At 67.8% G+C, this 12,825-nt stretch carries 19 protein-coding genes; 5 read left to right on the top strand and 14 right to left on the bottom strand.

The features are described 5' to 3' along the window. Positions 1–51: 51 nt before the first annotated feature. On the bottom strand, positions 52–1,038 hold the full coding sequence (locus GGR12_RS10255) for a FecR family protein (protein WP_183204313.1): 987 nt from the start codon (positions 1,036–1,038) through the stop codon (positions 52–54). A 9-nt stretch (positions 1,039–1,047) separates the two neighbouring features. After that, a complete protein-coding gene (locus tag GGR12_RS16720) occupies positions 1,048–1,536 on the bottom strand; it encodes an RNA polymerase sigma factor (protein ID WP_183204312.1) in 489 nt (162 codons plus the stop codon). A 506-nt stretch (positions 1,537–2,042) separates the two neighbouring features. On the opposite strand from GGR12_RS16720, the gene GGR12_RS10245 reads away from it, so the two are divergent. Further along, a complete protein-coding gene (locus GGR12_RS10245; RefSeq protein WP_221212312.1) occupies positions 2,043–2,285 on the top strand; it encodes a response regulator transcription factor in 243 nt (80 codons plus the stop codon). 223 nt (positions 2,286–2,508) lie between these two features. Then, complete coding sequence (locus GGR12_RS10240; RefSeq protein ID WP_183204311.1) at positions 2,509–2,808, top strand: DUF7662 domain-containing protein; 300 nt, start codon at positions 2,509–2,511, stop codon at positions 2,806–2,808. Positions 2,809–2,861: 53 nt separating this feature from the next. On the opposite strand, the gene GGR12_RS10235 is transcribed toward GGR12_RS10240, so the two are convergent. The 7 genes from GGR12_RS10235 to GGR12_RS10205 form a co-directional block, all read right to left on the bottom strand. Beyond that, positions 2,862–3,086 (bottom strand): ammonium transporter family protein, encoded by a 225-nt coding sequence (locus GGR12_RS10235; RefSeq protein ID WP_183204310.1) that lies wholly within the window; start codon positions 3,084–3,086, stop codon positions 2,862–2,864. A gap of 10 nt (positions 3,087–3,096) precedes the next feature. Next, the gene (locus tag GGR12_RS10230; RefSeq protein ID WP_246328843.1) at positions 3,097–3,483 is read right to left on the bottom strand and encodes a copper resistance CopC family protein; all 387 of its coding nucleotides are present in this window, start codon (positions 3,481–3,483) and stop codon (positions 3,097–3,099) included. A 17-nt stretch (positions 3,484–3,500) separates the two neighbouring features. Further along, a complete protein-coding gene (locus GGR12_RS10225; protein ID WP_183204309.1) occupies positions 3,501–4,694 on the bottom strand; it encodes a copper resistance protein B in 1,194 nt (397 codons plus the stop codon). Next, positions 4,691–6,502, bottom strand: a complete 1,812-nt coding sequence (locus GGR12_RS10220; RefSeq protein ID WP_183204308.1) for a copper resistance system multicopper oxidase — start codon at positions 6,500–6,502, stop codon at positions 4,691–4,693. Before GGR12_RS10220 ends, GGR12_RS10225 begins: the two co-directional genes overlap by 4 nt. A 128-nt stretch (positions 6,503–6,630) precedes the next feature. Next, positions 6,631–7,200: an RNA polymerase sigma factor gene (locus GGR12_RS10215; RefSeq protein ID WP_183204307.1), complete on the bottom strand. Its 570-nt coding sequence runs from the start codon at positions 7,198–7,200 to the stop codon at positions 6,631–6,633. A gap of 9 nt (positions 7,201–7,209) precedes the next feature. Next, positions 7,210–7,650 carry a Spy/CpxP family protein refolding chaperone gene (locus GGR12_RS10210; RefSeq protein WP_183204306.1) on the bottom strand — a complete coding sequence of 147 codons (441 nt, stop codon included), beginning with the start codon at positions 7,648–7,650 and terminating at the stop codon, positions 7,210–7,212. Further along, on the bottom strand, positions 7,647–7,925 hold the full coding sequence (locus tag GGR12_RS10205) for a hypothetical protein (protein ID WP_040349357.1): 279 nt from the start codon (positions 7,923–7,925) through the stop codon (positions 7,647–7,649). The genes GGR12_RS10210 and GGR12_RS10205 overlap by 4 nt, the downstream gene beginning before the upstream one ends. A 170-nt stretch (positions 7,926–8,095) precedes the next feature. Here GGR12_RS10205 and GGR12_RS10200 point away from each other — a divergent pair, with 170 nt between their 5' ends. The 3 genes from GGR12_RS10200 to GGR12_RS10190 are packed head-to-tail and all read left to right on the top strand — an operon-like array spanning position 8,096 to position 10,222. After that, positions 8,096–9,208, top strand: a complete 1,113-nt coding sequence (locus tag GGR12_RS10200; RefSeq protein WP_183204305.1) for an acyltransferase family protein — start codon at positions 8,096–8,098, stop codon at positions 9,206–9,208. Next, complete coding sequence (locus GGR12_RS10195; RefSeq protein ID WP_183204304.1) at positions 9,205–9,681, top strand: DUF411 domain-containing protein; 477 nt, start codon at positions 9,205–9,207, stop codon at positions 9,679–9,681. Before GGR12_RS10200 ends, GGR12_RS10195 begins: the two co-directional genes overlap by 4 nt. Positions 9,682–9,730: 49 nt before the next feature. Further along, positions 9,731–10,222, top strand: coding sequence for a YybH family protein (locus GGR12_RS10190; RefSeq protein WP_183204303.1), 492 nt, complete (start codon positions 9,731–9,733; stop codon positions 10,220–10,222). Between the two features lie 98 nt (positions 10,223–10,320). Here the strand turns inward: GGR12_RS10190 and GGR12_RS10185 are convergent, their stop codons facing one another. The 5 genes from GGR12_RS10185 to GGR12_RS10165 form a co-directional block, all read right to left on the bottom strand. Next, positions 10,321–10,467, bottom strand: a complete 147-nt coding sequence (locus GGR12_RS10185; RefSeq protein ID WP_164952583.1) for a hypothetical protein — start codon at positions 10,465–10,467, stop codon at positions 10,321–10,323. Positions 10,468–10,515: 48 nt separating this feature from the next. Beyond that, positions 10,516–10,848 carry a hypothetical protein gene (locus tag GGR12_RS10180; protein ID WP_183204302.1) on the bottom strand — a complete coding sequence of 111 codons (333 nt, stop codon included), beginning with the start codon at positions 10,846–10,848 and terminating at the stop codon, positions 10,516–10,518. Positions 10,849–10,910: 62 nt separating this feature from the next. Next, positions 10,911–11,822, bottom strand: a complete 912-nt coding sequence (gene copD / locus GGR12_RS10175; RefSeq protein ID WP_183204301.1) for a copper homeostasis membrane protein CopD — start codon at positions 11,820–11,822, stop codon at positions 10,911–10,913. 4 nt (positions 11,823–11,826) lie between these two features. After that, positions 11,827–12,189, bottom strand: a complete 363-nt coding sequence (gene copC / locus GGR12_RS10170) for a copper homeostasis periplasmic binding protein CopC (RefSeq protein WP_183204300.1) — start codon at positions 12,187–12,189, stop codon at positions 11,827–11,829. Between the two features lie 117 nt (positions 12,190–12,306). Next, a complete protein-coding gene (locus tag GGR12_RS10165; RefSeq protein WP_246328842.1) occupies positions 12,307–12,801 on the bottom strand; it encodes a DUF305 domain-containing protein in 495 nt (164 codons plus the stop codon). Positions 12,802–12,825 lie beyond the last annotated feature (24 nt).

The raw sequence follows: 12,825 nt of genomic DNA, 5'->3' as shown, positions 1-12,825 counted from the left end.
GAGGAGACGTCGGGTCGCGGGCCATCCCCTAAGTCCGGGGTCAGAATATTTTCAGGCGGGTCCCGTCAGGACGAGATGGCCGTCCGGCGCCCGGGTCGCTTCGAGGGCGTAGAGGTCCCTCAGCGCCGCGACGAAGCCGTCGACATCGCCGGCATCAAAGACGCCGCTGACTCGTATGGTGGAGATCCGGTCGTCTCGCAGTTCGACCGGTGACGGGCTGTAGCGATTGACCTCCGCAACGGCGACGGCGATCGGGGTGTTCTCGAACGTCAGGCGGCCGGTCGTCCAACTCGTGGCCGCCGGCACGTTCACCGCAACGACTGCGGGGCGTTGAATCGAAGTCGTGACCTGTTGTCCCGGTGCGAGGGTCCAGGCCGACCGCGACGACGAGTCCTGCCGGACCGCAACCTGACCCTCGACCAGAACGACCTGGGCGCCGGCGCCGGCCCGGCGGACATCGAAGCGGGTGCCGATCGCGGTCACCTCGGTGTCGCCGGCCCTCACCAGGAAGGGGCGGGCCGCATCCCCCTGCACCTCGAACATGGCGCGTCCGGAGGCCAGGGTCACCAGCCGTTCGGAACCGCTGAACCGGACCGTGACGCGGGAGTCCGTGTCCAGAATAATGCGTGAGCCGTCCTCGAGCCGAACCGTTCGCTGCTCACCGATGGCGGTGTCATAGGCGTCCGGAAGTTGGGCGGACCACCACGACCAGCTTCCCACCGCGAGCGCCAGGGCGACCACGCCCGCCGCACCGAGCGGGATCAGGCGGCCGGAAGGACTCCTCCGCCGGCTGGGCGGGGCCTGACGGGCCCGGTTCGTCGCCTCTTCCGTGAGCGCGGCCATGCCGGGGGTCTTCGCGAGCGTTCCGGCCGCGTCCCACATCGCCTCCAGACGACTGAAGGCGCGGGCGTTCTCAGGATCCCGCCGCCAGTCGCTGAAGTCCTTGATGTCGGCGGTCGTGACCTGGCGCTGGTTCAATCTGCTGAACCATTCCGCCGCTTCCTTGCGCCTGATTTCGGCTTCAGCCTCGATCGTCATCCGTCTTGCCTACAAGTCCAGCCGAGACGCGCAGTACTCGAGCGCCCTGGACATTCGCCATTCCACCGTTTTTACGCTGATCCCGAACGACTGGGCGATCTCCGGATAGGTCATACCGCCAAAGCGGCTCAAGACGAAGACGTCGCGGTAGAGTTGCGGCATGGACCGGATCACCTGTTCGAGCAGAACCTGATCGAACTGGGGCGCGGCCTCGGCTTCGGCCGGTCGCTGAAACGACCGATCCCGCCGCCGCCGACCCTCTTTCCGGCTCTCATCGCGGACTAGGTTCAGGGCGATCTTGAGCAGAAACGCTTTCGGGTGGCGGATGTCGTCCAGCGCATAGGGCGCAACGCGGATATAGGTCTCCTGGACGACATCGGCCGCGGCATCGGCGTCGACATGGGCTCTCAAGCGCCGATCCAGCCAGGCGGCATAGCGCCGATAGAGACGGTTGATACCGTCCTGCGCCTCCGCACCAAGCTGCTTCGTATCGGTCACCACGGTTCTCCGGCCTCTCGACGAGAGGGTCCGGAACCCAGACGCGTCCACACGGCCCGGGACAGGCACGCAGGCGCGCGCCGTCAGGCGTTGGGAACGGGCAGACGCGCGATGCGCGACGCCGTCGATGAATTGATATCGCACAGGGGATTCCAGGCCCCACCAACGCAAGCGTCGGCCAGGCCAGCATGAATCAAACGGAATCCCGGCGCAAGCCGGAGGGGTCGGGCGTTGGAATCCTCCGCGATCGCGAGGCCCGCTGCTTCGGTCCACAGCGGCGCCCCTGTCGCTCGGACAGACCCCGGCTCAAGCTGTGCGCCTATGTCACGGCGCCCGACCGGGGCGGTCTAGAAGGGCGTTTGCCCCGGAGCAAGCGCGTCAATTCGCCCTACGGTAAGGCCGGCGCCAACCGCAAAAAATTGGCGGACACCCCGCAATTCACTGTCGTTGCCCGGCCGTTGATTCCCGCTCACCGTGCATCGAGATCAATGCGAACGGAGCCGGCCATGGAGCCCAGTCGTCACGCGGAACGTCGCCCGGTCGTGCTCCTGAGCGGCCGCGAAGCCGAATGCTTGCTCTGGGTCAGCCGAGGGAAGAGCTCTGCGGACATCGGCCAGATCGTTGGGCTCTCTCCGCGAACCGTCGACAGCTATCTTGAAAAGGCCTGCGCCAAGCTCGGCGTCAGAACCCGGATCGAAGCGGTTGCGATCGGCGTTCGCACCGGCATCATAGACCCTGAAGACGGCTGAGCCCCGTCGCCTGTCCGACGCGCCTGGAAGGGAAGGGGGCGGGCCTGGAACTTCTGTACAGAAGCCGGAGGTTTCGGCCCTGATCGCCGCCGACGCATTGCGTCCCCTGGCTCAAGACCAGCGCCTGTCCGTTCCGGAGCCCGCCGCAGAGGATACTACACCGTTCACGGTCGATCCCGCGAGTCGACCTTGACCGAAAACGGCGATGGAGGAAAACACGCCAATGGCCAAATACGCGCCCCTCGCATCCTTTCTTCGCCGGCAGAAGCGGGCTGAAGTGAATCTGACTTTTCGGGACATCGAACGGATTGTAGGCGGCATCCTGCCCAAAGCCGCGGCCGTGGACGGATGGTGGCGAGCGGATCCATCCGGGCCAGTGATGCCCCAACACATTGCGTTCGCGGACGCCGGCTTCGTGGCCGAGCCGAAAACGCGAGCCGAAACCGTGCACTTCGTTCGACTGGACGCCGCCCGGTCATTCTCCGACGCGGAGGAGGCCGAGGATGGGAGCAGGACAAGCTGATGTCCGATCGTTCCGGCCCCGAAGGGGCTGCGGACACGATCGGACCGGGTCGATCAGTTGTGGTCGGCATGCCCCTGGGGCGCCGGCGTGTCCGATGGCGCCGGCGCGGGCGGCGCGGGTTCGGCCGGGGCGGGCTCGGTCTTCATCTCGTCGCAGCACGTCATGGGGGCGTCTGCGGCCATGTCCTTGCAACAATCGCAGCCTTCGGCCGCCAGAGCCGCGCCCGCGCTCAGGGTCAGGATCGCGCCGGCGGCGGCCAGCAGGTTGGAAACCTTCATCGTCGTTCTCCTAGTGAACCATGAAGCTGACGGAACCGGACATCTTGTGACCGTCCGGGCCTTCGGCGGTCCAGGCGGCAGTGTAGGTGCCCGGCGCGAGCCGCGGAAGAGCCACGCCGACGGTGGCGGCAGCCGGCGCGGCGGGGACAGTGACGTCGACCGGAGCCTGACCCTCGGCGGAGAGGGCGACGGTTTTGAGGACCATGGCGTGGGGGAAGGTGACGCTGAACCGCTCGGGCGACCCCTGGGTCATCGCGCCATTCGCAGGAACGGTCGTGATGCCGGATTGGGGCGCAGCGGCCTGGGCCGGCATAGCGTGACCCGCATGCGGGTCCTGGGCGGCGGCGGCGCCGGCGAACGCGAGGGCGGCGGTGACAACGAGAGTGCGGATCATCATGGGGTGGTCTCCTTCGGTTAGAACCAGGCCTTGAGGCCGACGACGAAGCGGGTGTCGTCGGTCTCGCCGCCTCGGGCCTCGATGTAGTCGGCGGTATCGCCGAACGCGCGGCTCCACTCGATGCCGACATAGGGGGCGAACTCCTTGCGGAATTCGTAGCGCAGTCGCAGGCCCGCCTCGATCGAGGACAGGCCCGAACCGATCTCCAGTTCCGGAATGTCGCTGGCCGAAGCGTCGATTTCGAGGCGGGGCTGAAGGATCAGGCGCTGGGTGATGCGCTGGTCGTATTCGGCCTCGACGCGGGCGGTCAGGTCGCCGTCGGTCGACAGGAAGGCGGCGGCGTCAAGCTCCCACCAATGGGGCGCCAGGCCCTGCAGGCCAAGGACCAGATGCGTCGTATCCTCGCCGTCGGGCCGGAAGTCCTGACGCACGCCGGCCTGGACGTCCCAGAAGGGCGTGACCGCGCGGCTGTAGAGCGCCTGGACTTCAGCCTCCTCGAGCTCGCCGCCGAAGTCGCCTTCGCCCTCGGATTTCCACCAGAAGCGGTTGATGTCGCCGCCCGTCCAGCCCTGGACGTCCCAGAGGTAGGTCTCGCCGTCGTCGCCGAAGCCGGCTTCGAGGCGATCGAGAATGACGGCCGTGGTGCGGACGTCGCCGTTTTCGTGAATCAGGGTCCGGCGAGAGGCGGCCATGGCCTCGGCGCCGAAGACGAGATCGGCGGCGTGGACAGGGCCGGCCAGGGCGGCGGGCGGGAGTGGGTCCTCCGGAGGGCGGCCGGGATTGTCGGCGCTGGTCGCCACATCGGGCGGCCCCATGCTCATGGTCGACATGTCATGCCCGGCGTGAGGGTCGGTCTGCGCGGGCGACATGGCCGACATGTCGTGGCCCGCGTGCGGATCAGCCTGGCCGGGCGTCGCCGCCGGCATCTGGTGTCCCGCGTGCGGGTCTACGGGCGCGGGCTGCGCCGGCATCTGGTGGCCTGCATGCGGATCCGCGGCGGGCGGCGTCTGCGCGGGCGGCATGACGTGACCGGCGTGCGGATCCTGCGCCGGTCGGGCCGGCGCCTGTGGCGTGGGCCGCGGTGCTGGCGCGGGGCGCGTCGGCGCCGCGGTCGCCGGCATCGTGTGGCCCGCGTGAGGGTCCTGGGCCTGGGCGCTGAAGGCGCTGGCGGCGAGCACCAGCGGGGCGAGGGCGACGGCGAGGCGGTTCATGACGCAGCTCCGTCCATGGGCCGCACCGTCACAACATTGAACATGCCGGCGTGCATGTGCATCAGCATGTGGCAGTGGAAGGCCCAATCACCGGGCGCGTCGGCGGTCAGATCGAAGGTCACCTTGCCGCCGGGCGCGACGTTGACCGTGTGCTTGAGGGGCTGGTGCCCGGCCGGTCCGCCGGTCACCAGTTCAAAGAAATGACCATGCAGATGGATCGGGTGGGCCATCATGGTGTCGTTGACCAGGGTCACCCGCACCCGCTCGTTGCGCTCGAAGCGGATCGGTTCGACCAGTTCGCTGAACTTTCGGCCGTCGAAGCCCCACATGAACCGCTCCATGTTGCCGGTCAGGTGGATCTCCATCGTCCGAGACGGGGGGCGCGGGTCCTTGTTCGGCTGGAGTGACACCAGGTCGGTGTAGACGAGGACGCGATGATCGACGGTCGTGAGACCGATCGGACGCTCACCCAGACGGTTGGCGGGGTCCATGGCGATCGCATCGACGCCGACGCCCACCGCCATGTCGGGCGGAGCGTTCTCGGGATCGCGCATGTTCATGCCCGACATGGACATCCCGGCCATCTCGCCGGCTGCGGGCGCGTTCTGGGTCGGAGCCGCGTGGTCCATGCCGGACATCGCGTCATGGTCCATACCGGACATGTCGCCCATCGCGCCGTGATCCATGCCGCCCATGCCCATGTCGCGCATGGTGAGGTTCGGGACCTCGCGCAGGGGAGGGACCTCGGCGGTCATGCCCAGGCGCGGCGCCAGGGTTGCCCGGCCCATGCCGGACCGGTCGATGGCTTCGGAGACGATGGTGTAGGCGCGGTCCTCGGTCGGCTGGACGATGACGTCGTAGGTCTCGGCGACTGAAATTTGGAACTCGTCCGTCTCGACCGGGCGCACGTTCTCGCCGTCGGCCTGCACCACGGTCATCGGCAAGCCCGGGATGCGAACGTTGAAGATGGACATGGCCGACGCGTTGATGATGCGCAGCCGCACCCGCTCGCCGGGCCGGAACAGGCCGGTCCAGTTCTCCTGCGGCCCATGGCCGTTGATCAGATAGGTGTAGGTCGATCCGCTGACGTCGAGGATGTCGCGCGGGTCCATCCGCATCTGGCCCCACATGCGCCGTTCCTCCAGGCTCATGCGGTCGCTGCCGTCCATAAGCCCCGCCAGCGTGGTGCGCTGCTGGTTGAAGTAGCCCGGGCTCTTCTTCAGCTTGGCCAGGATTTCGTGCGGATGCATGAAACTCCAGTCCGACAGGACCAGCACATGCTCGCGCTCGTAGGCGACCGGATCGGCGTTCGCCGGGTCGATGACGATCGGACCGTAGTGGCCCATCGCCTCCTGAAGGTTGGAGTGGCTGTGATACCAGAAGGTGCCCGACTGCTTGATCGGGAACTCGTAGACGAAGGTTTCACGCGCCCGGATGCCGGGGAAGCTGATGCCGGGCACGCCGTCCATCTGGAACGGGACGAGCAGGCCGTGCCAGTGGATCGAGGTGTCCTCGTCCAGCGTATTGGTCACCGCCAGCCGGACGTTCTGGCCTTCTCTAAGGCGCAGCAGCGGCGCCGGCAGAACGCCGTTGATGGTCACCGCATGGCCGGTGCGGCCGCCCACGGTGAAGGGCGTGTGTCCGACGGTCAGGTCGATGTTCGGTCCCGTCAGCGTCGGAAGATCCGCCCGCAGTCCCGCCGATCCGGTTTGCGCCCAGGCGGGGAGCAGACCCTGCAGGCCCAGCAGCCCGCCGCCGGCGGCTGCGCCACGGAGAAGCGTTCGGCGATCGAGGCGGGGCGTAGACATAGGCGAGAAATTCCTTGGTCGGGCTATTCAGCCGTTCGTTCAGATACGCAGCCGGGCGGCATTCCCCTTGCGTCAGGACGCCACAGACGTCGGGATCGCGGCTTCTGCACCTTCCCATCATGGCAAGGTCAAGCGTCTCCGCCGGAAGCCTGGCCCAGAGCCGCCGCCAAGGTCTTGCGGGCGCGGGCGACGCGGGTCTCGACCGCCTTGGGCGTGATGCCGAGGATCGAGGCGATCTCGGCGTGAGACCGTCCCTCGAGCGTGGCGAGCAGAAGCGGCCCCTTCAGGGCGTCGGGAAGGTCCCGCAAGGCGCGTTGCAGAGCTTCGGCCCTGCGCTGATCGTCCAGCCGGGTCTCGGGTGAGGGCGCGTCGTCGCCCACCGCCGCCGCCTCGGGCGCCTCCAGGCCCATGACGCCGCGCACGACCCGGCGCACCGCGCGCCGCCGGCCCCAGTCTCGACATTTGTTGAGGGCGATGGAGCGCAGCCAGACGTCGAACGGCCGCGCCGGATCATACCGCCGCAGGGCGAGCCAGGCGGACGCATAGCTTTCCTGAAGCACGTCATGCGCTTCGGACTCGTCGCCGACATAGCGGCGCACGAACCGGTAGAGATCGGCCTTTGTGGCGGCCATCAAGGCGGTGAAGGCGGCCCGGTCTCCGGTCGCCGCACGGGCCTCGATGCTCTGCTCGGCACCCACGCGCGGCGCTTAGCCGGCGTCGTCGTGCAGGGCCTCGACGACCGCGGCGTCGAACACCTCGGCCTGCGCCGGGGTCAGGACGGATCGCATCTCGAACACATGGGTGATCGTCGCCTTCTGCAGATCGCCCATGGCCGCGTGGAAATGATCGACCGCGGCCTGGACCTGGGGCGTGTCGCCGTCACTGGCGGCGATGGCGGCCGCCAGTTCGCGATTGGCCGCGCGGACTTCCGCTTCGAGCGCCGGCCGCTGAGCGGCGAACCGGGCTTCGACCACGTCGAGCCGTCGATCCTGCTCAGGGCTCAGGTCGAGTTTCTCATGGACGACGCTGTGCAGGCTTGGCGGTTGCCGCTCCCGCATGACCCAGGTCGCGCTCGCCCAGGTCGCCGCGCCGCTGGCCAGCGCGGCCAGGATGGCCGTGATAACGATCGACTTCCAGGCGGCCCTCATCCCCGAACGTCCAGGCCGGAGAGAGGCGACAAGCCCGCCGAGACGGTGAAAATCCGCATCTCGGACGGCTCCGGCCGCGGAGCCATGAGCATCAGCCCTCCGTTCGCGACGCCGATCACCAGCGCGAGTGCAACGGCGGCGACCCGGACCTGACCCATGCGGGCGCGCTCCCTGCGTTCGCCGATCCGCACCCAGACCGCGTCTTCCATGCCGACCAGCCGGCCGGCGTCGCCCGGCCCGACCGCTGCGATCAATTCATTCATGTCGTCAGTCATTGCGCACCTGCGTCACGCCCCATCTGCCATACGCGCCGGCCTTCCGGTCCCCTCACGAGGGGACGAGCCGTCGCCCGCGTAGATACCAGAGAACGACCGGGACGCGCCCTGTCGTCCGGGGAAAAGACGTGAGCGACAGAGCAGGGCCCACGCGGGTTCCATTCCCCGACGTGCTCGATCCGCTCACGGGCGTGAGGTTCTTTCTCGCCCTCGGCGTCGTGCTGTTTCACTTCCAGCTCTACTGGACGCTCCCGGCGGAGAGCGCGGGCTTGCTGAACCGCGCGCGCCTGGGCGTGGATGTCTTCTTCATCCTGTCGGGCTTCATCCTGACCCACGTCTACCTGCAGGGAGACAGGGCCCCGAACTACGGTCGATTCCTGGCGGCGCGCCTCGCCCGGGTCTATCCGGCTCACCTGTTCATCCTCCTGGCCATGCTTGGGCTGGTGCTGATCGCGCCTGTGTTCGGCGTCGGGCTCGAGCCTGGCCGGTTCAATCCCGTCGACTTCGCGGGAACCCTTCTGCTCGTCCAGGCGTGGTTCCCGCGCCAGAGCATGGCGCTCTGGAACGGACCGGCCTGGTCGCTGTCGGCGGAGTGGTTCGCCTATCTGGCCTTCCCCGCCTATGCCGCCCTCGCGCTCCGGCTGCGGGCCAGGCCGTGGGTCTTGATCGCACTCGCCATGCTGTTGTTCGTCGCCCTCGACGCCTTCTACCGCGCCTGGTTCGGCCGGATGCTGCCTCGGGCCGAGGACAGCCTCGGGATCCTGCGGATCGTTCCCGAATTCCTTTACGGGATTGGCCTCTACTATCTCGGTCAGCGCTGGACGCCTTCGCCGCGAATGTCCCTCATGGGCGCCCTGGTCACCACGACCCTGCTGCTGACGCTCATGCAGATCGGCGCCGACGACCGGGTCATCGTGGCGGCGGCCGGTCCCCTCATCCTGTCGCTTGCCCTGTTGGCCAAGGCTCCGGTCCGGACCTTCCTGTCTCACCCCGTGCTTCTGTTCGCCGGCGAGGCTTCGTTCGCCCTCTATCTCGTCCACATCCCCATCCTGATGGTGTGGCGTAACGCGGCGCAGGCGTTCGCCGGCTGGGGTGCCGACTATCGAATGGGCCTGGTCGAACTGGCCGACATGCTTGTGTTGACGCTCGCCGCCGCGGCCGCCATCCATCTCTTCGTCGAGCAGCCCGGCCGACGGTGGCTGCGGGCGCGGCTGGCACCGCAGCGCGCAGACCCTGTCGAGGCGCAGCGATCCGTCCACAGCGATCAGGGAGAACCCTTTTGAATCCCGCCAATCTGAACCGTCGTCTGCTGATGGGCGCGGCCGTCTTCATCGGCATGGGCGGGTCCGCCTGCGCCCAGACCCGTCCGTCCAGAAACCTCACGGTCTTCAAGACGCCGACCTGCGCCTGTTGCGACGCCTGGATCGCGCACATGCGCCAGGCGGGCTTCACCACCACCATCACCGTCCTTCCGAGCCTTCAATCGGTCCGGAGCAGCCGCGGCATGCCGGACGCGCTCGCCTCCTGTCATACCGGTCTGATCGATGGTTATCTGGTCGAGGGTCATGTGCCGGCCCCGGACGTCATTCGACTGCTGACCGAGAGACCGGCGGCGGTGGGCGTCGCGGTCCCGGGCATGCCGCTCGGTTCGCCCGGCATGGAGACGCCGCAGGGGCACAAGGAGCCCTACGACACCCTGCTGGTGCTTCGCTCGGGCGCGACCCGCGTGTTCGCCCGCCACAACCCGCCGGCCTGACGCAGATCGCGCTCAGCCCGTTCAGATCACCCACAATCCGGAGTTCGCCATGTCCCGCACCTCTCTCGCACTCGTCCTGTCGCTCGCCGTTCTTTCGGCGACACCCGCCTTCGCCCAGGACCACGCCCACGGGCATGCCCAGGCCGCCGGCTCGGTCGCCGCGGAAGCTACGGACGCGGCGGCGGCCGTCGACGCTTTTCACGTCGCCCTGAAGGCCGGCGACACGGCCGTCGCCCTGGCACTGATGGCGCCGGATGTGATGATCTTCGAGGAGGGTGGCGCGGAGCGATCGCGCGACGAGTATGCGTCCCATCACCTGGGCTCGGACGCCGCCTTCGCCGCCGCCTCTGAAGCGACGGTGACGCGAAGATCGGGATGGGCCGACGGGGACATCGCCTGGATCGCCAGCGAAGGCCGCACCACGGGCCAATTCAACGGCCGCGCCGTAGACCGCCTGACGACCGAAACCATGGTCCTCAAACGCCATGCCGACGGCTGGCGCATCCACCACATTCACTGGTCGTCGCGCGCGCCCGGCTGACGCTCAGGCCCGCGCCAGCGGGTCGCCGGCCCTGCGACGTCGGTGAGGAACATCGAGAAGACGCCCGCCCTCGCGGGCGGGCGTCCCCGATCATACGATCAGCAGCAGGTGCAGGCTTCCGCGCAGGCTGCGATAGCGTCGCAGCAAGCGCATACGGCCTGCGCCACGGCGTCCGGCGCGGCCGCGAAGGCGGCTGAACCGGAAGCCAGCAGCACCAGGGCTGCGAGGGTGAGAGTGCGTTTCATGGTTTTGATCTCTGTTTGATTGAATGAGTTCGGTCATCTTCATCAGGATCAGCGTCGTGGGGGCGGGTCGTCCGCCTCCACGGTGAAATCGGCATGCCGCGCATCAAGGGATGGATAGAGGACAGATGCATAGACCCGTGCGGGGGTGGGTTCACGGCCCTGGGGGACAAGGCCCTGGCAGATGGCCAGACACGCCTTATGGCACGAGATCCTGACGGTCTTCGGCTCGCACGGGACGCCGTCGCCGCTCATCGACATGGACGCCATATCCTGATCGACCGGAGCTTCGCAGGCGATCGAAGCGGTGGACACGAACAGCACGGCAAACGCCGCGAGCAGCGCGGTCGTCAGTCGGACGAGGTCATGACGCAGGAACGGCATTGTCTGATCATACTTCAACGGTCGGCGGAGCGACGATCTCATTTTGATCATCGCAATCGAGCCTACAGAGACGCCGGGGGCGGCAGGGTTCCCATGACCGCCACGACGCCGATCAGGGCGAGTCCCAGACCCGTTTCGACCAACAGGCTGCGCCGGAGCGCGCTCATGGCGGCGACGGAGGGTTGGCCCGTCTCCAGCGCAGAGCCCAATGTCGGCGTCAGCCGGAACCGGTTGCTCGCCGCCAGCGCAAGCATCAAACCGAAGAGGACGAGCTTGGCGACCAGAAGCTGGCCGTAGAGGTTGCCCGCGATCGACGCCACGCGCTCGGGACCGATCAGGAACCAGCTGTTCACGAGACCGGTCAGCACCAGCATCAGGACCGCGAGCGTTCCAAGGCCGGCGAAGCCATGCAGGGCGCGATGGATTGCAAGGTCCGGACCGGCTCGGCGCAGAAGCAGGGCCGTCAACGCCGCCAAGGCGCCCAGCCATAAGGCCGCTGCCACCGCGTGAATGATGTTGGCGACAAGATGGATGGGCCCGCCAGGGCCCTCGGTGGCCGCGCCGTGACCCGTCCATGCGAAGCTGGCGGCCACGATCAGACCCAAGGCGGCCGTCACGCTCCAGAGCGCGCGACCGGGTTTCAGGGCGACCAAGGCGACGAGCCCAAGCAAGGCGGCGGCGGCCCGCACGACCATCGCCATGCCCAGGGCCGTGCCGGTGACCATGAAGGACAGGGACGCGGGTTTGACGGCTTCGCTCAGCGACCCCGCCATGACGGCCGTCTGTGCCACCAGAGCGGCGAGCGAGCCGAGCGCGACGATGATCGCCGCGAGGCGCAATGTCGGTCGCGACCATTCCAGGTTCGGCGCGTCGGCGTCTTTAAAGCTGTAGAGAAGGAACAGCGGCGCGCCGAGAAGGACGACGCCGCCGCCGTATTGAAGCCAGCGAAGCGCGATGACCGCGACTTCCAGCACGGCGTCAGCGCACCGTGAAGGTGTAGGATCCCGTCATGCGGTGGCCGTCGCTCGACGCGATACGCCAGTCGACACGGTAGGCGCCGGCGGCCAGCGGGCGAGCCAGCGCGCCCGTGAGGGTCCTGCCGTCCTCGGCCACCGAGGTGCGGATCGCGATCTTCTCCCCCGCCGCATTGAGGACGTCGAAGCCGGAAAAGGCGGGAACGCTGCGTTCGCTGAAGGTAAGGGTCAGCGTCCGGGTCGCGGCCACGGTGGAGTCGGGCGCCGGGGTGGCGCTGACCAGGCGAGCGTGGGCCGCCGCCGGTCCGGCGGCGAAGGCCACGACCGCCGCGACGGCGATGAAGGGCGCGGGGTGGAAGTAACGCATACTCAGTCTCCAGACGTTTGGCCGGTCCCGGCCTTCTGCTTCTCTACGCGCCACACGACCGCGTCCCTCATGAAGAAGAATCGGGCGGCGGCTGAGGCCTTCCCCCGCACGCCGGGGTCAGCGGCGACGCTTCTCGAGGAGCGCCTGCATCTGGGCGATCTCCTCCTGTTGACCACGCACGATGCCGTCGCACAGGGCGATGATCTCCGGATCGGTCAGGGAGGCTTGCTCGCACATCAACACGGCCCCGGAATGGTGCGGGATCATCGATCGCAGGAATTCGTCGTCGCCAACGAACGCCTGGGTGCGCATGCCGATGAAGCTGCCGACGAAGATTACGGCCGCGACCGCGCCAATGGCCAGGTTCGTTTTGCGCGACGGGTACATGGACCGCATGAAGACGAGCATGAGGACCGCCATCGGCGCGACCATCATCAGGGTCATGTAGACGTTGTTCAGGTTGAGATAGAAGTGACCGAGCGTGGCGATCATCGTGTACATGACCAGGTACATGATGACGAAATCGATCGCCAACTCGAGGTACAGGCTCCGATAAGGGCCGAGTCCACGAGCGTTGCCTTGCCCGCCGTGGTCCATCTGTTGATGAGACATCGTCCGTATCCTCTTCAGAAATTT

The sequence above is a fragment of the Brevundimonas lenta genome (genome assembly GCF_014196335.1).
In the GTDB taxonomy this organism is placed as follows: domain Bacteria; phylum Pseudomonadota; class Alphaproteobacteria; order Caulobacterales; family Caulobacteraceae; genus Brevundimonas; species Brevundimonas lenta.
Note: the sequence above shows the minus strand (reverse complement) of the source record. Positions and strands in the feature narration are given on the sequence as shown.